We start from the raw sequence: 19,158 nt of genomic DNA on the forward strand, positions 1-19,158 counted from the left end.
CGCCGGATCGCTCGGGTCCCCTCCCATGGTCCTGCCCCGGGTCGCCGCGCGCACCCCGCCCTCCTCCACGCGCGCGCACGGGAAGTACCGTGGAGTCCGTGGACAACAGGCAAGCACTCGGATCCTGGCTCTCCGGCCCCCGCGCCGCGGCGGAGGACGCCGGCGTGGACTTCGGTTACCGGGGCCAAGGCCTCGGGCTCCCCGAGAGCGGTCCGGGCTCGGTGGCACGTCCCGGGCGGCGCCTCGGTGCGCTGGTCGTGGACTGGGCGCTGTGCGTGCTGATCGCATACGGTCTCATCACGGACGGCTACGGCCAGTCGACGAGCAACTGGGCGTTGCTGATCTTCCTCGCACTCGGGATGCTCACGGTGGGCACCCTGGGTTACACGCCGGGCAAGCGGCTGTTCGGGCTGCGGGTGGTCGCGGTCGCGAGCGGGTCGGTGGTCCCGTGGCGGGCGGCGGTGCGGACGGTGCTGCTGTGCCTTGCCGTGCCGGCGCTGGTGTGGGACCGGGACGGGCGGGGGCTGCACGACCGGCTCGCCGGCACGGTCGAGATCCGCGCCTAGCCCTCCTCCTGCGGGGCTCCCTTCGCGTGGCCCCGCCTTCTCTCCACGCAGCCTTCGGGGGCTCCCTTCACGCAGCCCCTGCTGCACACCGCACGATGCATGCGTGGCCGTCCCCACCTCCTGCGGGCGGCTCGCTCCACCTCTCGTAAGCCGACGGCACCGTCGCACGTGCCCCCGGCCGCGCGCGGCGCAAGGGTTGAGCCCTGCCCGGGTGCGAGCCGTCTCGCCAGTACGGGGCCCCTGCGCCCACCTCCCCCAGACCTCGCCCAGCGGCACGATTGCCCGCAGGGTGAGCGGGGAGGGCCTGCGTGTCCCGTAGGGCAGGGTGGTGGCGGGCACCGCCGCCACGGCGGCCGCGGGGCCGCTGCAGGGCCCTGCGGGCAAGGGACAGGCCGGCGGAACGGCGCAGGGCGCCCGGCGGAGGTGCCGGGCGCCCTGTGGCGTTCGTGGGTGTGGGTGCGGTGCGGGTGGGGGTCAGCGGCCCTTGCTGCCGCGGGGGAGCTTCATGCCCTTGGGCATCGGGCCCTTGGGCAGCGGCATGTTCTTCATCAGGTCGCCCATCGCCCGCAGCCGGTCGTTGGTGGTGGTGACCTGCGGACCCGTGAGCACCCGCGGCAGCTTCATCATCGTGACGCGGAGCTTCTTCAGCGGGACCTGGCCCTCGCCGTTGCCGACGAGGATGTCGTGGACCGGCACGTCGGCGACGATGCGGCTCATCTTCCGCTTCTCGGCCGCGAGCAGGGACTTCACCCGGTTCGGGTTGCCCTCCGCGACCAGCACGATGCCGGCCTTGCCGACCGCACGGTGCACCACGTCCTGGCTGCGGTTCATCGCCACCGCCGGTGTCGTCGACCAGCCCCGGCCGATGTTCTCCAGCACCGCCGCGGCGGCACCCGGCTGGCCCTCCATCTGCCCGAAGGCGGCACGCTCGGCCCGTCGCCCGAACACGATCGCGGTCACCAGGAAGGCGACCAGCAGACCGAGGATGCCCAGGTAGATCGGGTGACCGATCAAGAAGCCGATCGCGAGGAAGACACCGAGGGTGACAATTCCGACCGCCGCGAGCACAAGACCGATCTTCTTGTCGGCCTTGCGGGTCATCTTGTACGTCAGGGCGATCTGCTTGAGTCGCCCGGCATTCGCAGACTCCGCTGCGGTTTCCTTCCTCGCCATGTCTCGAAGTCTACGTGCACCGGCCCGCCCCCACGAAGGCGGTGCCCGCTCCGTGCCGGGCGGTCACCAGGGCGTGACCGGTCAGGAGCGGAGCGCCGGTGCCGCGGGCACCGCGTCGAGGACCCGCTGGACCTCGATCCGGTCGCGGGCGCGGCGCCTGTCCTCCAGGACGGAGGTCCATGCGTTGCGGCGCGCGGTGCGCTGGCCGCCGCCCAGCAGCAGCGACTCGACCGCCAGCAGCGCACCGCTCAGCGACGGCAGCGAGGGCAACGACGGCAGCGTGGGCAGGGGCTCGGCCCCGCCGCCGCGCACGCGCGCAGCGGGCTCGAGGGTCGTCTCGATGGTCTCCGTGGTCACGGTCCCCCCCTGGGAGTCGTGGGTTGCGCGTCGGGTCCAAGAGTCCCCCACCCGTGTTACCGGAGGGTGACGCATCGGTCAAAGCCGGATGAAAGGCGGGGTGGAGAACCGGCCGGGAAGCGTGCCCGCGTCCGTCAGCCCGGGGACCGACGCGGGCACGGCGGCCTGCACGGTGGCACGGGCGCGGGGAGCAGGGGACGAGTCCCGCTGGAGAGCGGGACCCGCCCCGCCGTGCTCGAGGGGTGTGAGGCCGTCAGACCGCGGCCGGGGCCGCGTCCGCGGCCTCGGAGGCGCGCTGCTCGATCGCCATGCCGTAGAGCCGCCCGGCGCGGTACGAGGAGCGGACCAGGGGGCCGGACATGACGCCGGCGAAGCCGATCTCCTCGGCCTCCTTCTGGAGCTCGACGAACTCCTGCGGCTTGACCCAGCGCTCCACCGGGTGGTGGCGCACGGAGGGCCGCAGGTACTGCGTGATGGTGATCAGCTCGCAGCCGGCGCCGTGCAGGTCGCGCAGGGCCTCGCTGATCTCCTCGCGGGTCTCGCCCATGCCCAGGATCAGGTTGGACTTGGTGACCAGGCCGAACTCGCGGGCCGCGGTGATCACCTCGAGGGAGCGCTCGTAGCGGAAGCCGGGGCGGATCCGGCGGAAGATCCGCGGGACCGTCTCGACGTTGTGCGCGAAGACCTCGGGCCGGGACTCGAAGACCTGCTGGAGCAGCTCGGGCACCGCGTTGAAGTCGGGGGCGAGCAGCTCGACCTTGGTCCGGCCCTCGGCGCGTTCGGCGGTCTGCTGGTGGATCTGGCGGACGGTCTCCGCGTAGAGCCAGGCGCCGCCGTCCTCGAGGTCGTCGCGGGCGACGCCGGTGATGGTGGCGTAGTTCAGGTCCATGGTGACCACGGACTCGCCGACGCGTCGCGGCTCGTCACGGTCGAGCGCCTCGGGCCTGCCCGTGTCGATCTGGCAGAAGTCGCAGCGCCGGGTGCACTGGTCGCCGCCGATGAGGAAGGTGGCCTCGCGGTCCTCCCAGCATTCGTAGATGTTGGGGCAGCCTGCTTCCTGGCACACCGTGTGCAGGCCCTCGCTCTTCACGAGGTTCTGCATCTTGGTGTACTCGGGACCCATCTTCGCCCGGGTCTTGATCCACTCGGGCTTGCGCTCGATGGGGGTCTGGCTGTTCCGGACCTCCAGGCGCAACATCTTGCGTCCGTCGGGTGCGACTGCGGACACATCGGCTCCCTGTGACTTCGGTTCGTAGGCGTATCCAGCGTACGCCGCCTCATTCGGGTGCCCGTCCGGAGGCCGGGCTTTCGGACGTGGGGTGCGTCTCACTCCCCGCACTCCCGCCGCGCACGCTCCCCGCGCGCCCCGCGGAGCTCAGGCGCTCGCCGCGAACTCCCGTTCCAGCGCGTGGAGTAGGGCGGTGTTGTACGCGAAGGCGCGGCGGCACTCGTCGACCACGCGGCGCTTCTCGAGGTCGTCCACCGGGAGCGCGTCGAGCCGTGCGCGGTACTCGCGCTTGAAGGCGGCCGGGTTCGGGATCGCGTCGAAGACGTAGAACCGGACGCCGTCGCCCTTGCGGTCGAAGCCCCAGATCCGCTCGGCGGCGTCGCGGATGATCTGTCCGCCGGAGAGGTCGCCGAGGTAGCGGGTGTAGTGGTGGGCCACGTATCCGGCCGGCCAGTCGCGGGCGCACTCGGCGATGCGGGCCGCGTACTCCTCGGTGGCGGGCAGCGGGGCGCCCTCCGCCTGACGGCCGGGGCCGCGCAGGTGGGCCAGGTCGCGGTCCAGGGCGGACAGGCGCAGCAGCTCGGGCCGCACGAACGGTCCGGCGACCGGGTCCTCGCGCAGGAGGCCGGCCCGCTCCTCCAGGGCGCGGTACACGAACCGGAGCTGCTCGGTGTAGCGGGCGTACGCCTCGACGCCGTGCCCGCCGCCGAGCATGGCTCCCAGGAAGCCGCTGTTCTCGGCCTCCTCGTGCTGCGCCCGGGAGGCCGTGCGTATGAGCTGCGAGAACGGCTGTGCGGTGTCCATGTCCCCAGTGTGCCTGCCCGCGGCGACGCGTCCAGTGGGCCGGGGGCCGCGACCGCACCTGAGGGGGTGGGCCGCGACCGGACGTGAGGGGTGGGCCGGGGGCCGGGGGCCGCGACCGGACGTGCGGGGTGACCCCTGGCACCGGGGTGGCCCCTGGCACGGGGGTGACCCTGGCACCGGGGTGGCCGCCCCGTGACGGGGTCAGGCGGAGGCGGCGGCCTCGGTCTCGCGGGGGCGGAGGTCGGCGCCCTCCAGGACCTCGCGGAGGTGCTTCTCGATCACCGGGAGCACGTCCGCGATGGGGACGTCGCGCCCCAGCTCCGCGGCGAGCGAGGTGACGCCGGCGTCCCGGATGCCGCAGGGGATGATCCGGTCGAACCAGGTGGTGTCCGGGTTGATGTTCATCGCGAACCCGTGCATGGTCACGCCCTTGGAGACCCGCACGCCGATCTGGGCGAGCTTGCGGTCCTCCCGGCGCTGGCCGGCGTTGGACGGCGCGTACTCGGGGCCGTTGAGCCGGGGGTCGAACTCGTCGTCCGTCATCCGCGGGTCGAGGTCCAGGGAGAGCCCGCCGAGCGAGGGCCGCTGCTCCACCGGGTCGCCGAGGACCCAGACGCCGCTGCGTCCCTCGATCCGGGTGGTCTCCAGGCCGAACTCCGCGCAGGTGCGGATCATGGCCTCCTCCAGGCGCCGGACGTGGGCCACCACGTCGACGGGGCGGGGGAGCTTCTGGATGGGGTAGCCGACCAGCTGGCCCGGGCCGTGCCAGGTGATCTTGCCGCCGCGGTCGACGTCGATCACCGGCGTCCCGTCCAGCGGGCGCTCGCTGTCCGCGGTGCGGCGGCCGGCCGTGTAGACCGGGGGGTGCTCCAGCAGCAGCACGGTGTCGGGGATCTCGTCGGCGAACCGCGCCGCGTGCACCTGGCGCTGCTCCTCCCACGCCTGCAGGTACTCGACGGCCTCGGCGCCGAACCCCATGCGTACGAACCGCACCTCACCCACGGAAACCTCCAGGCGTATCCGGACCGGGCCGCGACCAACGGCCCTGGGCCACTGTAGGTGGTCCGCGGCGAAGGCACGCCATGCGCCCGGCGGCACCCGGGTTGCCCTGGCATGGACACACTCGACACCGGTCGTTCCCAGTCGGCCGGAGTCGCCCCGAGTGGGCCCGAAGCGTCACTTCCGGATAGGAAACTCACCCGATCCAGTGAACGGAAGGTGAAGTGTGCGATGAGCTGCCTACTCTCCGCTACATTCACGCCGTTCACTGGCCATAACGGCTGCTCATAGGCAATCCGGGCGCCCGAGGGGGCTCGCCACGGAAGGCAGGAGACCGCACCGCAGATGACGGAACGACCCGCGCAGCGCACTCCCAACCGCCAGCTCGCCGCGCTCATCGCAGAGGCGGGATTCTCCAACGCGGGACTGGCCCGGCGCGTGGACCAGCTGGGACTCGAGCACGGACTCGACCTGCGGTACGACAAGACGTCCGTCACCCGCTGGCTGCGGGGCCAGCAGCCCCGGGGGACCACGCCGGCGCTGATCGCCGAGGTGTTCACCCGCCGCCTCGGCCGACGGCTGACCGCCCAGGACCTCGGCCTCGACGCCTGCGCCCCGGTGTACGCCGGGCTGGAGTTCGCGGCGACCCCGGAGGAGGCCGTGGACATCGTCAGCGGCCTCTGGCGCAAGGACTCGGGCAGCCACGCCGAGCTCCGCAAGATCGCGTTCACCCCGGCCGGGCTGGTGGTCCCCAGCCGCGACTGGCTGATCGGCCGCCCCGACGAGCGGGTCGGCCGGGGCGAACCGCCCGTGGGCGCGCCCCGGGTGCCGGCGCAGGGCCGGCCCGTCCGTGAGCCCGGGCAGGCGCTCGCCTCGGTGCCCCGGCAGCGCGGCGGCCGCGGCGGCGCCGAACGGACCGCCGAGCGCGGCCCGGGGCAGCGGGTCACCGGCGGGGACGTGGCCGCGCTGCGGTCGGTGGGCGAGCTGTTCCGCTCCCTGGACCACGCCTACGGCGGAGGGCACGCCCGGCAGGCGCTGGTCCGCTACCTCGAGCACGAGGCGGAGCCGATGCTCCGCGGCGTGTACGGCGAGAAGCTGGGCCGCCGCCTGTTCGGCGCGGTGGCTGACCTGACCCGGCTGGCCGGCTGGACCTCGTACGACATCGGGGCGCACGGGCTGGCCCAGCGGTACTTCGTGCAGGCGCTGCGGCTCAGCCAGGCGGCGGGCGACCGGATGTACGGGGCGTACGTGCTGGTCTCGATGAGCCGGCAGGCCGTGTACCTGGGCCACGGGCGGGAGGCGGTGCAGCTCGCCCGGGTCGCCCAGCAGGGTGCCGGCGGCTCCGCTCCCCCGGTGGTGCAGGCCCTGCTGCACGCGGTGGAGGCCCGGGCGCACGGCGTGCTGGGCGAGGTGCGGGCGTCCACGGCGGCGCTGGTGCGGGCCGAGCGGGCGCTGGAGGCGGCGCGGCCGGGGGACGAGGTCCCGCCGTGGGCACGCTTCTTCGACGAGGCCCAGCTGGCCGACGAGTTCGGTCACTGTCACCGCGACCTCCAGCAGTACCGGGCGGCCGCCCAGTACGCGGAGCGTTCCCTGCAGCTGCGCGCGCCCGCGTACGCGCGCAGCCGGCTCTTCTGCCGCCTGGTCCTGGCGTCGGCGCGGCTGGGACTGGGTGAGCTCGACCAGGCCTGCCAGCTGGGCGCGGAGGCCGCGGGGCAGGCGGCGGAGATGCGGTCGCTGCGGGCGGTGGAGTACGTGCGGGACTTCGAGCGGCGGCTCGAGCCGTACAAGGACGCGGCCCCGGTCCGCACGTACCGGGACCGGGTGGCGGCGCTCCTCTAGACGCGGCACCCCCGCGGGAGCGCCTTCGCCGCGGCGAAGGCGCTCCCGCCCTCCTGAGCTCGCTTGCGGCGCATTCCGGCGGTGTCACGTTCGGATGGTGCGGCCCGCTCGGGCACGGTGGAGCGAGCCGCTCGCCGCGGAGGCACCGCCCTGCGCCCGCCCGTGCCGCCCCCTGGGCGGCCCAGCCGCCCGCAGGGTGGTGGAAGCGGCGCGGGCCGGCCGCCCGCGGGGAGGTGGCGTGACGGTGGTCCCCGCCCCCGTTCCCCCGTGCCTTACGCTGCCCCCACCCAGATGGTTGGCTTATGAACACAAGAGGGGGCGGGGGCACCGCATGGACCGGACGAACGACACCCCGGCGTTCTTCACCGCGGACGGGGACACCCTGGTCCCCGGGGAGCACGCCACGAGCTGGTGGACGCCCGGCGCCCTGCACGGCCGGCTGCTGGGCGGGCTGCTCGCCCGCTCCCTGGAGCGCGAGCACCACGACGAAGGGCTGCACTTCGCCCGCCTCACCGTCGACCTGTTCCGCGCCTGCCCGTTCGCCCCGGTCCGGGTGACCACCGAGCGGATCCGCGACGGCCGCCGCATCCGGGTGGCCGACGCCGTGCTGCACGGCGCGAACGGCGTCGCCGCCCGGGCGAGCGCCGTGCTGCTGCGCCGTGGGGAGCAGCCCCCGGGCCCGGTCCCGGCCACCCCGGACTGGGACGCCCCGCCGCCCGAGGAGATCGCGCCGGCACGGCACGACATGCCGTGGAACTTCTGGCAGTTCGACGGCGACAACCGCCCTGTGAGCAGCTGGCGGGACGCCGCGGTGCGCCGGGCCTGGCTGCGCGACGAGGCCGACCTGGTCGCGGGCGAGGCGCTCTCCCCGTTCGTCCGGGTCGCCCTGGCCGCCGACACCTCCAGCCCGATGTCCCACCGCTCCGACGAGGAGCTGGAGTTCATCAACGCGGACTACACGCTCTCCCTCTCTCGTCTCCCGCTCAGCGACGCCATAGGGTTCCAGGCCACGGCGCACAGCAGCGAGGACGGCGTCGCGGTCGGCCACTGCACCGTGTACGACACGGCCGGCCCGATCGGTTACTCGACGACCAGCGCCCTCGCCAACGTCCGCCGCGGCTGAGGCTCAGGTCCGCGCCGCACCACCGCTCGTCCGATCCTCTGCTCCCCCGCTCGTCCCCTCGTCCGCTCCCTCGTCGTCCAAGGAGACCCCGGTGCCCAACCACGGTGACTGGCAGCTCGGCATCTACTTCGACGGGCTGGTCGGCAAGGTGCCCGAACTGCCCATGTCGTACGCCGAACTGGAGCGCCGCGCGGAGCAGGTGATGCCGCCCGAGCTGTGGTCGTACGTGGCCGGCGGGGCGGGCGACGAGCGCACCCAGAGCGCCAACGTGTCGGCCTTCGAGCGGTGGGGCCTGATGCCGCGGATGCTCGCCGGAGCCGCCGAACGCGACCTGTCCACCGAGCTGTTCGGCCACCGGCTGCCGACGCCGCTGATGCTGGCCCCGGTCGGCGTGATCGGCCTGTGCGATCTGGCCGAGGGCCGGGGCGACCTGGTCACCGCCCGCGCGGCCGCCGCGACCGGCGTCCCGATGATCGCCTCCACGCTCTCCCAGGACCCGATGGAGGACGTGGCGCGCGAACTCGGCGACACCCCGGGCTGGTTCCAGCTGTACCCGCCCAACGACCGGGAGCTGACCGAGTCCCTGGTGCGCCGCGCGGAGGCGGCCGGCTACTCCGCGATCGTCGTCACGCTGGACACCCTCACCCTCGGCTGGCGTCCCCGCGACCTGTCCCTCGCGAGCTTCCCGCAGCTCAAGGGGCAGTGCCTGGCCAACTACTTCAGCGACCCGGTGTTCCGCTCCCGGCTGGCCGTCCCGCCGGAGGAGGACCCGGAGGCCGCCACCGGCCACTGGGCGATGATCTTCGGCAACCAGCGCCTGACCTGGGACGACCTGGCGTGGCTGCGCTCCCTGACCTCCCTGCCCGTACTGCTCAAGGGCATCTGCTCCCCCGAGGACGCCCGCCGGGCCGTGGACAGCGGTGTCGACGGCCTCTACTGCTCCAACCACGGCGGCCGCCAGGCCAACGGCGGCCTGCCCGCCCTGGACTGCCTGCCCGAGGTGGTCGACGCGGCGGGCGAGGTACCGGTGATCTTCGACTCCGGCGTCCGCGGCGCCCCCGACGTGGTGAAGGCCCTCGCCCTCGGCGCCCGCGCCGTGGCCGTCGGCCGGCCCTACAGCTACGGCCTCGCCGTGGGCGGCCAGGCCGGCGTCGAGCACGTCCTGCGCTGCCTGCTCGCCGAACTGGACCTCACCCTGGCCATCGACGGCTACGCCTCCACCGCCGCGCTCACCCGCGGCGACCTGCGCCCGGTGCGGTGACGGCGTGGCGGGGGGCGGGTACGGCGAGACCGGGGACGCGTACGGCGGGACGGCGGACGCGTACGGCGGCGCGCTGCGACTGGCGGCGGGCGAGAGTGTCGAGCGGGTGGTGGGCGGCCTGGACGCCGCCCCCGAGGCGTGGCTCGCGCTGGACGCCGGGTTCCGTGAGGCCTTCCGCGACTCCAGCTGGCGGCCCGGCGCCGAGCGGTGGCGCTTCCTGCGGAGCCTGGGGCTGCGGCGTGCGGAGGTGTACGCGCCGTCGGCCCTCGTGCTCGCCCTCTGCCACGGGGACGGCCGGATCCGCGAGAAGGCACTGCGGCAGGCCGAGGCCCACCCGCAGGCGCTGCCGCTGGTGGTCGTCCGCTGCGCCGACTGGGCGGGGCCGGTGCGGCTGCGGGCCCGCGCCGTGCTGGCACGGATGCTGACCGTCGAGCGCGCGGTGGCGCTCACTCCGCTGGTGCTGCGCGTGGGCCGCCGGGACCGGGGCGACGTCGCGGTGGGTCTGGTGCGTGACGTCCTGCGGCAGGCCTCCGCCGCGGAGCTCCGCCCCCTGCTGGACCACCCGGACCGCCGCCCACGCCGCTTCGGCGTCGAACTCGCGCTGCGCGGCGGGCTGTTCACTCCCGTCGAGCTCGCCCGCACGGCCGCCGCCGACCCGGACGTGGTCGTCCAGGACCTGTGCGCGGACGCGGCCCTGGCCGCGCTGCCCGAGGAGGGCGCGGCCCGCGACGCGGTCCTGGAACCCCTGCTCACCGCGCGCAACTCCCGCGCCCGCTCCACCGGCGTCACCGCACTGCGCCGGGCCGGCCGACCCGAACCGGCCGAGGCGTACCTGTCCGACCGCTCCACGGTGGTGCGGGCCTGCGCACGGTGGGTGCTGCGGGAGCACGGCGTCGACCCGCTGCCCCGCTACCGGGCGCTGTGCGCGGACCCCACCGACCCGGCGGTCCCGCCCGGCGCCGTGCTGGGCCTCGCCGAGTGCGGCACCCGGAAGGACACCGCGCTGCTGCGTCCGCTGCTGGGCCACCCGGTGGCCGCCGTCCGGGCCAGGGCGGTGGCCGCGCTGCGGATGCTCGACGCCGTGGACCGCGCCGAACTCACGCCGCTGCTGGACGACCCGGCGCCCGCCGTGGTCCGGGAGACCGCGAAGGCCCTGCTGCCGGACGCCCGGAGCCTGGACACCGCTGCGCTGGTCGGGATGCTGGCCTCCGGCGGCCCCGCGCACCGTCGCCGGTGGGGGTTCACGCTGCTCGCCGCGCAGGGCGGTCTCCCCGCGCTCCGCGCGACGGCGGACCTGCTGGACGACGAGGACGAGAAGATGCGCGTCCAGGCGTCGCTGCGCCTGCGGACCTGGGAGCCCGGCGACCGGACGAAGGGCGACTCCGAGGTGGCGGCCCTCCTCGAGCGCACCCGCGACCACATCCCCCGCTCGCGGCTCCACTTCCTCACCTGGGCCACCGGCACCACCCTCGCCCCGCGCCGGGACGCGTGACGCCCCGGCCGGAGGACCGGCCGGGGCGCGGTGGCGCGCGTGCGGTGGGCGGCGTCAGTACGCCTGGAGCAGCGCCCTGACCATCCGGCAGGTCGCCGGGGACGGCGGGTGGACGCCGATCAGCTGCGCCGCCATGTGGACGACCTCGTCGGGGGCCTGCCGCGCGGTGTGGAAGCCCAGGTCGAGCAGGGTGATCGCCAGCCGCATCGCCTTCAGGCGGCGGTTGTGGTCGACGTACCACTCGCGCGGCCGGCCCGCGGGCAGCGGACGCTTCTGGACGGGGACGTAGGGACGGTCGAGCGGGACGGGACGCTTGCTGGTGGACTGGGTGGGACGGGCCTTGGGCCGGGTCGTGGAAGCGGCGGGCACAGGCATCCTCCTGTCGCGGACGGGTCGCCCGAGGGACCGGCGGAGAACCCCCGCCGCATCCCTTCGAACATACATTCATTCTACCGCCCGGCACCGACAAAGTCCCTGGCCAGCACGGGTGTTGGGACTCCGGTGGCGGATGAGGACAACGAGTTCCGGGCGGGTGCCGGCCGCGTATCGTGGGCCCATGGAGATCTGGATCAACCCGGCCTGTTCGAAGTGCCGCAGCGCCCTGACGCTGCTCGACGCGGAGGGCGCCGACTACACCGTGCGCCGCTACCTGGAGGACGTCCCCGGCGAGGACGAGATCCGCGCCGTGCTGGAGCGGCTGGACCTGGAGCCGTGGGAGATCACCCGCACCCAGGAGGCCGCCGCCAAGGAGCTGGGGCTGAAGGACTGGCCCAAGGATGCCGCCGCCCGCGACCGGTGGATCGCCGCGCTGGCCGCCCACCCCAAGCTGATCCAGCGTCCGATCATCACCGCCGACGACGGCACGGCCCTGGTGGCCCGCTCGGACGACGCGGTCCGCGAGGCCATGGCACGCGACGCCACGTCCTGACGGCCCCGGCACCGGCCCCGGCCGGCGGCCCGCTGACCACCGCCACCGCCGCCGCCGCCGCGCAGAGCGCCGCACGCCCCTGGAGGCCCCGGCCGGGCCGCTGCTAGCGTCCGCGGGCATGAAGAGCGACGACCACGACAGACCCTCGGGCCCGGGTTCCTTCAGCGGACCGCTGCCCGAATACCACTCCCCCGCGCAGGACGCCTGGGTCGCCGAGCAGCGGCGGGTGCGCGCCGGGGAGCGCGGACGACGCCTGAGGCGCGGTACCGGCGTCGGGGCCGTCGTGGTGGCCGGGGCGGCGGTGCTCGGCGTCGCCCTGTGGCCGGCGGAGGGCGACGGCGCCGAGGCGGTGCCCCCCGGCCCGGCGCACTCCCGCTCCGGCTCGGCCGCGCCCGCTCCTCACTCCGTCCCGCCCGACCCGCACCGCACGGTCGCGGTGCCGCCGCTGCACGTGGCGACGCCCGCCGAGACGCCGCCCGCGCTCGCCGAGGCGCTGCGGCGGCCGCTCGTCGACATGGAGCGCTCCTTCCCCGAGGAACTGGTGCGGACGGACGGCGCGACCTACCGCCGGGTCGACCGGCAACTCCTCGGCGCCGGGACCCCGCTGCAGCGCTCGATCCTGATGACACCAGAGCTGTCCGCCGTGGTCGCACAGGGCGGACCGTGCGACCGCCAGTCGGACGCGCTGTACATCGACACCGACAGCAGGACGCAGATCCAGGTCAGCGTGCTCACCTTCGAACGTCCCGAGGACGCCGTCCGGGCGAGGGAGGCGGCCGCGGCGGACCCCCTGACCTACTGGGCCCTCCCCATGCCCAGCGGCAGGATGCTCGACGTCCCCGATCCCCGGGAGGGCGCTCACGAGCAGGTGACGACCGTGCGCTCGGTGATCCTCGCCAAGGGGCGGTGGACCGACGGCTCGCGTGCGGACGCCGCGCTCGCCGCCCGCACGCAGGCCGTGCTCGCGCACGTCGAGGACGCGGTCACGGCCTTCGAGGATCCCACCGGCCGGCTGTGAAGGCGCCGCGGAGGCGGGGCCCGACGGGAGGCCGGCGGAAGCCCGCCGGGCGGGGCCCTACCCCCTCGTCGGGGCGGTCAAGCCCATCGCATACGAGCCGCCGCCGCCGCGCACCGGCCCCGCGGACGGGCGCGCCGGATCGCCCCGTGCGCGGTGGCCGGGTCGCCTCACACGCCCGTACGGGGGACCCGGAAGGCCGGTAACACGGGGTTCACACGAGGGCAACGGTCGGGAAATCGCCCCTTGGCAGTCTGCGGGACATACCGGCGCACCGATGCCGCAGCGCCTCGCCCCGCGACGACCGTCCCGCACGGTCGAGACCACCGAAGGATGTGGCCCGTGACCTTCAAGGCTGAGTACATCTGGATCGACGGCACCGAGCCGACGGCCAAGCTCCGTTCCAAGACGAAGATCCTCTCCGACGACGCCAAGGGTGCCGAGCTGCCGATCTGGGGCTTCGACGGCTCCAGCACCAACCAGGCCGAGGGCCACGCCTCCGACTGCGTGCTCAAGCCGGTCTTCTCCTGCCCGGACCCGGTCCGCGGCGGCGAGGACATCCTGGTCCTGTGCGAGGTGCTGAACATCGACCTCACTCCGCACCCGAGCAACACGCGGGCCGCGCTGGTCGAGGTCGCCGGCCGCTACGGCGCCCAGGAGCCGATCTTCGGCATCGAGCAGGAGTACACGTTCTTCAAGGACAACTACCCGCTCGGCTTCCCGCGCGGCGGCTTCCCGGCCCCGCAGGGCGGCTACTACTGCGGCGTCGGCGCGGACGAGATCTTCGGCCGCGACATCGTCGAGGCGCACCTGGAGAACTGCCTCAAGGCGGGTCTGGGCATCTCCGGCATCAACGCCGAGGTCATGCCGGGCCAGTGGGAGTTCCAGGTCGGCCCGCTCGCCCCGCTCGAGGTCTCGGACCAGCTGTGGATCGCCCGCTGGCTGCTGTACCGCACCGCCGAGGACTTCGGCGTGGCCGCCACCCTCGACCCCAAGCCGGTCAAGGGCGACTGGAACGGCGCCGGCGCGCACACCAACTTCTCCACCAAGGCGATGCGTGAGGGCTACGACGCCATCATCACCGCCTGCGAGTCCCTCGGCGAGGGCTCCAAGCCGCTGGACCACGTGAAGAACTACGGCGCCGGCATCGACGACCGCCTGACCGGCCTGCACGAGACCGCCCCGTGGGACAAGTACTCCTACGGCGTCTCCAACCGTGGCGCCTCGGTCCGCATCCCGTGGCAGGTGGAGAAGGACGGCAAGGGCTACATCGAGGACCGCCGCCCCAACGCCAACGTCGACCCGTACGTGGTGACCCGCCTGATCGTGGACACCTGCTGCGAGGCGCTGGAGAAGGCCGGCCAGGTCTGATCCGGCCGCGGGCCCGGCCCGCGCCAGGGTCCCGGAGCAGGGGGCGTCCGCCAACTGGTGGACGCCCCCTTCCACTTGGCCGCGACTCTGGTCTAATGGGAGCACAGCAACGGCATGGGGAGGTGTGGCATGACAGGTCGCTTCGACCTCGAGCCCTTCTGGCCGTCCCGTCAGCACCACGACTTCGACCGTGTGTGTCGTCGCGCGATCTGCGCGCCGGCCCGCTGACACCTTCTCCTCGCAGCCTCGCCGCCGCGCGCGAACCACGTCCCTTCCGACGACCTTCCGCGCGAAAGAAGCTGATTCCCATGGCGACCACGCACGCCTCGCACGCCTCCGACCTGCACTCCCCCACGCTGCGCCCCTCCGCCCCGCGCACGGCCGAGGCCGCCGCGCGCCGCCGTCTGCGGGCGGTGGGCTCCCCGGCCGCAGCGGCTCCCGCCGCCGTCGAGCAGCTGCTGCCGCCGGGCGCCACCTGGCTGCCCGTTCCGCCGCAGTCGGTGCCCTCGCTGCCCGGTCAGCCGCCGATGGTCGGCTACCTGGTGCTGGTGCCCGCCGACCGGCAGCCCCCGTTCCTGCGGGAGGCCGCCGCCCCGGCCCTCGCCTCCGCCCTCGCCCCGCCCGCCCTCCAGGACGTCCCGGCCGGGACCGACGCCGCGACGGGCGAGACGGCGGGCGAGAGCGCCGACGACGTCCGGGACGGCCAGGACGCCGGGCACCCCGCGAACACGGAGCGGATCCGCGTCGACGTGGTGCGCCGCACCGCCGAGGTCGACGGGCAGCCGCTGGACCTCACCTACCTGGAGTTCGAACTCCTCGCCCACCTGGTCGCCCACCCCCACCGGGTCCACACCCGCGACCAGCTGGTGGCGACCGTCTGGGGCTACGGCCACATCGGCGACGGCCGCACCGTCGACGTCCACGTCGCCCGGCTGCGCCGCAAGCTGGGCGGGCACCGCCAGGCGATCACCACCGTGCGCCGGGTCGGCTACAAGTACACGCCCCCGCTGGCCGATTGACCGTCGACGGCGCCGCCCGCCTGTGACAGGGTGACCGCCATGGAACCGATCATGGTGGAGCGGGACTGGGAAGAGCGGGTCACGGCCGCCTGGGCGACCCTGGACGACTTCCCGCAGGACGAGCGGGGCGCCGAGGCCTTCCGCGCCCGGATCGGCGCGCTGGCGGACGAGCTCCCGGACGGTCATCCGTTCGCCCTGTTCGAGCGGGCGTGCGCCTGGGACTCGACCGGGCGTTCCGATCGGGCGGAGCCGCTCTACCGGCGGGCGCTGGAGGACGGGCTGGACGGCTACAAGGGCCGCCGGGCCCGCATCCAGCTCGCCAGCTCGCTGCGCAACATCGGCCGGGCCGAGGAGGCCGTCGCCCTGCTCGAGCCCGAACTGACGTCCCCGTCGGACGAGTTGGACGACGCGGTGCGGTGCGTCCTGGCGCTGTGCCTGTCCTCGCTCGGGCGCGACCGGGAGGGCCTGTCCCTGGTGGTCGAGGCGCTGGCCGCCCATCTGCCGCGCTACCAGCGGTCGATGGCGAACTACGCGCGGCTGCTGCGTGACCCGTCCGAGGGGAACTCTCCCACCAACGGGTGACCAACGCTCGATTCGCTCGTTCTGCTGAACGTGCAGCCACAGCATGTCGCCTCCCCTCCGCCCGCCCGCAGGTCCCGCCCCCACCGTCCCGGCGAAGGTCTCGACGTGGAGCAGGCCGAGGCCGCGCTCGTCGAGCACTACCCGCGGCTGGTCCGGCTCGCGTACCTGCTTCTGCCGTCCGGCCAGGACCGCGGCCGGCGGGTGCTCACCGCGCACGCCGTCACCCAGCGGGCCCTGCCCAAGGGGAGAACACCGTCCTCGGTGATCCCCGCCCAGGCGCAGGGCCTGGACGGCGACCCGGGGTACGCGGTCGTGCGGATGCGGATCGTGCGGGCCGCCCTGGAGGCGGGCGGCGGGCGGCTGGCCCGCTTCTCGCGGCTGCCCCCGCTGCTCCCCCAGGTGTGGGGCATCCGGCTGTTCCCGCGGTCCGGAGGCGCGGGGGAGCTGGCGCTGGAGCAGCGCCTGTCCGCCCTCTCCCCGGCCGGGCGGGCGGCGTACGTGCTGCGCGGCCTGGAGCGGCTGCCGGACGAGGAGGTCCGTGAGGTCCTGGAGTCGGCGGGTGTGGAGAACCCGTACACGGCGGTCCGCGAGGCGGACAAGGTGCCGGTCCAGTACACCCTGCTGGACTCCCCCGAGTTCGACCCGTGCGCCCTTCAGGCCCGGCCGACGGACCTGATGCGCCGCCGTCAGCACACCAAGGCGGCCCTGGCCGCGGCGGCGGCCGCGGTGGTCTGCGCGGCGCTGGTGCTGGCGCCGGGCGACGGCTGGGGGCCGGACGGCGCCGCGGCCCCGCCGTACGCCAGCAACCCCGCGATGCGCGCCGCGCTGGACCCGGCCGAGCTGGTCCGGGCCGAGCCCGACGCCTGGCGGACCTCGGCCCGCCTGGACTTCTCCGTCTGGCCCGCCCGCGGCACCCTGGCCGGCGACGAGCGGCTGCTGCGGCGCGCGCTGGCCGTCTGGGCGCGCCCCGGCCGCACCGTGCAGGTCTCCGCCACCACCGGCACGCCCTCCGGCGGCCCGGCGGGCCCGCCCCGGCTGCTGTACGCGGGCGAGGTCGACGGCGCCCGGGTGGTGCTGCTGCACGACGGGCTGCGGATCGTCCGGTACGCGGAGCCCGCCACCGGCGCGGCCGGGGCCGCGCTGGACTTCGCCCGCGCCGACGGCGCCGCGGACGTCACCGCGAGCGCCGTGGTGGTGGGCCGCGCCGACGGCAACGTCCGCTATCTGCTGGCGCCCTGGGTGGAGGAGGCGGCCGGCCGGGACCTGCTGGGCGGCGGCAGGAGCGGCTCCCGCCGCGAGCCGCTGGACATCGGCCCGGACGGGGTGACGTCCCCGCTGGCCGGGCCGGTACAGCAGCAGCCCGGCGCCTGCACCTCGTGGAACGCCCTGGAGCTCACCGGGGAGGACGGCCGGCGGATGGTCACCGATCTGGGCGAGCTCACCCCGGCCGCGCTCACGGTGGGCGAGCCGGGCGCCGGCCCCGCCGACTTCGGCCCCCGTTCCCGGCAGGCGTGGAAGCCGCTGGCCTGCACGCTGGCGACGATGCGCGGGCAGGGCGTGCGGTCGGTGAACGCCTGGCGGTTCGCCGAGCAGCCGCTGCCGGACGGTACGGGCGCCGCGGCCTGGGTGTGCACCCGCTCCGAGACCTGGCGCGGCGAGGGCGCGCAGGTGCTGGCCCAGTTCCGTCCGCCGGGCGTGGAGGCGGCGGCGGTCACCGCCAAGGGCACCGACGTCACGGCCTGCGGGGCGCGTGACCCGCAGGCGGTCGCGGGCGTCCTGTGGAAGGCGGGCAGCGGCGCCTGGTACCTGCTGGCGGCGGGCGGCCCGCGCACGGCGTCGATCACCGCCTCCGGCGGGGTGCGCGCCGAGGCGGACGGGCGGTTCCTCAGCGCCCCGGCCGAGCAGGGCGCGCGGGCCGACCTCAGGGCGACCCTGACCGACGGGAGCAAGGTCACCGGCCTCGGCTGAGACCGCGTCGGGCCGGGCCGGGCAAGGCCGGGCAGGGCAGGGCCCCGAGCCGGCCGCGAGGGCTCGGAGACCGTGCCGGATGCGCCCCGCAGGAGGCCGCGGGCCGTGCCGACCGCGGGCGGACACCCGCCGCTAAGGTGTTCGTATGACTACCGGGGTACGTCGCAGGATGGGGGTCGAGGAGCGGCGGCAGCAGTTGATCGACGTCGCCCTCGACCTGTTCAGCCACCGCTCGCCCGACGAGGTCTCCATCGACGAGATCGCCGCGGCCGCCGGCATCTCGCGCCCCTTGGTGTACCACTACTTCCCGGGCAAGCTCAGCCTGTACGAGGCGGCGCTGAAGCTGGCCTCGCAGGACCTCGCGGGGCGGTTCACCGAGCCGCGGGAGGGCCCGCTGGGCGCCCGGCTGCTGCGGGTGACGCGCCGCTTCTTCGACTTCGTCGACGATCACGGCCCCGGGTTCTCGGCGCTGATGCGCGGCGGCCCGGCGGTGGGTTCGTCGACCACCAACGCGCTGGTCGACGGGGTCCGGCAGGTGGCCTTCGAACAGATGCTGAAGCACATGGCGCTGGACGGGCCCGTCTCCGCGCGGCTGGAACTGCTGCTGCGCTCGTGGATCTCGCACGCCGAGTCGACGGCACTGCTCTGGCTGTCCGGGCGGGTGATCCCGCGCGAGGAGCTGGAGGTGCAGCTGGTGTACGACTTCGCCGCGCTCGCCGCCGTCGCCGCCACCTCCGACCCGCTGCTGGCGGGCCTGCTGCGCCGGGTGCTGGCCGAGGAGCCGCAGGACAGTCCCTTCGTCGAACTGATCGGCAGGCTCGCGGCACTGGCCGCCTGAGAGTCGGCCGAGGCCGCCTGAGGACCGGCTCGAGGGCCGCCCGGCGTCCGCCCGAGGGCCGGCGCGGCGGTCGGCAGGCATCCGGCAACGCTCCCGGGGAACACGGCAGTTCGTATCCAGTCGGCCCCTCCCCAGAGATGAGTGTGACGTGATGTCCTCCTACGACCGGCCGCAGCCGAGGAACGGCCTCGCCGTACCCGCCCTGGTGCTCGGCATCCTGGCGGTGGTCTTCTTCTGGACCGTGGTCGGCGGCATCCTGCTCGGGGTCCTCGCGCTGGTCTTCGGCATCCTGGGCATGCGCCGGGCCCGCCGCGACGGTGCGCCGCACCGCAAGCTGTCGGTGACCGGCGCGGTGCTGGGCGCGCTGGCGCTGGCCGGCTCCCTGCTGCTGGTCGTGGTGGGGGCGTCGCTGCTGGGCACCGACGAGTTCAAGAACCTGCAGGAGTGTGTGAAGCAGGCGGACACCCAGGCCGAGATGGACGCCTGCGAGCGGGACTACGGCGACCAGGTCAACGACTGACCGAGCGGCCGCGGCGGGCGGCCCGCGTACCTGCCCCGGAACGGCGAACGGCGTCCCCCACAGGCTGTGGGGGAC

Annotated in this window: 19 protein-coding genes; 13 read left to right on the forward strand and 6 right to left on the reverse strand. The window is 74.8% G+C overall.

The window, feature by feature from the left end; translation table 11 throughout:
• Window positions 1-98: 98 nt before the first annotated feature.
• The gene (locus ACFRAV_RS25965) at window positions 99-566 is read left to right on the forward strand and encodes an RDD family protein (protein ID WP_382558658.1); all 468 of its coding nucleotides are present in this window, start codon (window positions 99-101) and stop codon (window positions 564-566) included.
• 474 nt (window positions 567-1,040) lie between these two features.
• Here the strand turns inward: ACFRAV_RS25965 and ACFRAV_RS25970 are convergent, their stop codons facing one another.
• The 5 genes from ACFRAV_RS25970 to lipB all read right to left on the reverse strand — a co-directional run bounded on the left by ACFRAV_RS25970 (window position 1,041) and on the right by lipB (window position 5,130).
• Window positions 1,041-1,739 (reverse strand): DUF4191 domain-containing protein, encoded by a 699-nt coding sequence (locus ACFRAV_RS25970; RefSeq protein ID WP_351117796.1) that lies wholly within the window; start codon window positions 1,737-1,739, stop codon window positions 1,041-1,043.
• A gap of 81 nt (window positions 1,740-1,820) precedes the next feature.
• Entirely contained in the window at window positions 1,821-2,027 is a 207-nt protein-coding gene (locus ACFRAV_RS25975; RefSeq protein ID WP_382558674.1) for a hypothetical protein, read from the reverse strand.
• 322 nt (window positions 2,028-2,349) lie between these two features.
• Window positions 2,350-3,324, reverse strand: coding sequence for a lipoyl synthase (gene lipA, locus ACFRAV_RS25980; RefSeq protein WP_351117797.1), 975 nt, complete (start codon window positions 3,322-3,324; stop codon window positions 2,350-2,352).
• A gap of 147 nt (window positions 3,325-3,471) precedes the next feature.
• Window positions 3,472-4,128: a heme oxygenase (biliverdin-producing) gene (locus ACFRAV_RS25985; RefSeq protein ID WP_382558659.1), complete on the reverse strand. Its 657-nt coding sequence runs from the start codon at window positions 4,126-4,128 to the stop codon at window positions 3,472-3,474.
• 201 nt (window positions 4,129-4,329) lie between these two features.
• Window positions 4,330-5,130 (reverse strand): lipoyl(octanoyl) transferase LipB, encoded by an 801-nt coding sequence (lipB, locus tag ACFRAV_RS25990; protein ID WP_382558660.1) that lies wholly within the window; start codon window positions 5,128-5,130, stop codon window positions 4,330-4,332.
• Window positions 5,131-5,472: 342 nt separating this feature from the next.
• Between lipB and ACFRAV_RS25995 the strand changes: the two genes are divergently transcribed.
• The 4 genes from ACFRAV_RS25995 to ACFRAV_RS26010 all read left to right on the forward strand — a co-directional run bounded on the left by ACFRAV_RS25995 (window position 5,473) and on the right by ACFRAV_RS26010 (window position 10,842).
• Window positions 5,473-6,966 (forward strand): regulator, encoded by a 1,494-nt coding sequence (locus ACFRAV_RS25995; RefSeq protein WP_382558661.1) that lies wholly within the window; start codon window positions 5,473-5,475, stop codon window positions 6,964-6,966.
• A 331-nt stretch (window positions 6,967-7,297) separates the two neighbouring features.
• A complete protein-coding gene (locus ACFRAV_RS26000) occupies window positions 7,298-8,089 on the forward strand; it encodes a thioesterase family protein (RefSeq protein ID WP_382558662.1) in 792 nt (263 codons plus the stop codon).
• A gap of 91 nt (window positions 8,090-8,180) precedes the next feature.
• Complete coding sequence (locus ACFRAV_RS26005; protein WP_382558663.1) at window positions 8,181-9,350, forward strand: lactate 2-monooxygenase; 1,170 nt, start codon at window positions 8,181-8,183, stop codon at window positions 9,348-9,350.
• 4 nt (window positions 9,351-9,354) lie between these two features.
• Window positions 9,355-10,842: a hypothetical protein gene (locus tag ACFRAV_RS26010; protein WP_382558664.1), complete on the forward strand. Its 1,488-nt coding sequence runs from the start codon at window positions 9,355-9,357 to the stop codon at window positions 10,840-10,842.
• A gap of 54 nt (window positions 10,843-10,896) precedes the next feature.
• Here ACFRAV_RS26010 and ACFRAV_RS26015 read toward each other — a convergent pair whose 3' ends face one another.
• The gene (locus tag ACFRAV_RS26015) at window positions 10,897-11,211 is read right to left on the reverse strand and encodes a hypothetical protein (RefSeq protein WP_351117804.1); all 315 of its coding nucleotides are present in this window, start codon (window positions 11,209-11,211) and stop codon (window positions 10,897-10,899) included.
• A gap of 187 nt (window positions 11,212-11,398) precedes the next feature.
• Here ACFRAV_RS26015 and ACFRAV_RS26020 point away from each other — a divergent pair, with 187 nt between their 5' ends.
• The 8 genes from ACFRAV_RS26020 (at window position 11,399) to ACFRAV_RS26055 (ending at window position 19,083) form a co-directional block, all read left to right on the forward strand.
• Window positions 11,399-11,770 carry an arsenate reductase family protein gene (locus ACFRAV_RS26020; RefSeq protein WP_382558665.1) on the forward strand — a complete coding sequence of 124 codons (372 nt, stop codon included), beginning with the start codon at window positions 11,399-11,401 and terminating at the stop codon, window positions 11,768-11,770.
• A 118-nt stretch (window positions 11,771-11,888) separates the two neighbouring features.
• Entirely contained in the window at window positions 11,889-12,788 is a 900-nt protein-coding gene (locus tag ACFRAV_RS26025) for a hypothetical protein (RefSeq protein ID WP_382558666.1), read from the forward strand.
• Between the two features lie 339 nt (window positions 12,789-13,127).
• Window positions 13,128-14,156 carry a glutamine synthetase gene (gene glnII, locus ACFRAV_RS26030; protein ID WP_382558667.1) on the forward strand — a complete coding sequence of 343 codons (1,029 nt, stop codon included), beginning with the start codon at window positions 13,128-13,130 and terminating at the stop codon, window positions 14,154-14,156.
• A gap of 308 nt (window positions 14,157-14,464) precedes the next feature.
• The gene (locus tag ACFRAV_RS26035) at window positions 14,465-15,175 is read left to right on the forward strand and encodes a winged helix-turn-helix domain-containing protein (RefSeq protein WP_382558668.1); all 711 of its coding nucleotides are present in this window, start codon (window positions 14,465-14,467) and stop codon (window positions 15,173-15,175) included.
• Between the two features lie 39 nt (window positions 15,176-15,214).
• Window positions 15,215-15,757, forward strand: coding sequence for a tetratricopeptide repeat protein (locus ACFRAV_RS26040; protein ID WP_382558669.1), 543 nt, complete (start codon window positions 15,215-15,217; stop codon window positions 15,755-15,757).
• Window positions 15,758-15,787: 30 nt separating this feature from the next.
• The gene (locus ACFRAV_RS26045; protein ID WP_382558670.1) at window positions 15,788-17,725 is read left to right on the forward strand and encodes a hypothetical protein; all 1,938 of its coding nucleotides are present in this window, start codon (window positions 15,788-15,790) and stop codon (window positions 17,723-17,725) included.
• Window positions 17,726-17,870: 145 nt separating this feature from the next.
• Window positions 17,871-18,563, forward strand: a complete 693-nt coding sequence (locus tag ACFRAV_RS26050) for a TetR/AcrR family transcriptional regulator (RefSeq protein ID WP_382558671.1) — start codon at window positions 17,871-17,873, stop codon at window positions 18,561-18,563.
• 151 nt (window positions 18,564-18,714) lie between these two features.
• Window positions 18,715-19,083: a DUF4190 domain-containing protein gene (locus ACFRAV_RS26055; RefSeq protein WP_382558672.1), complete on the forward strand. Its 369-nt coding sequence runs from the start codon at window positions 18,715-18,717 to the stop codon at window positions 19,081-19,083.
• Window positions 19,084-19,158: the final 75 nt, after the last annotated feature.

Origin of the sequence: Streptomyces sp. NPDC056600, from assembly GCF_042792855.1 — a bacterium.
Classification (GTDB): Bacteria; Actinomycetota; Actinomycetes; order Streptomycetales; family Streptomycetaceae; genus Streptomyces.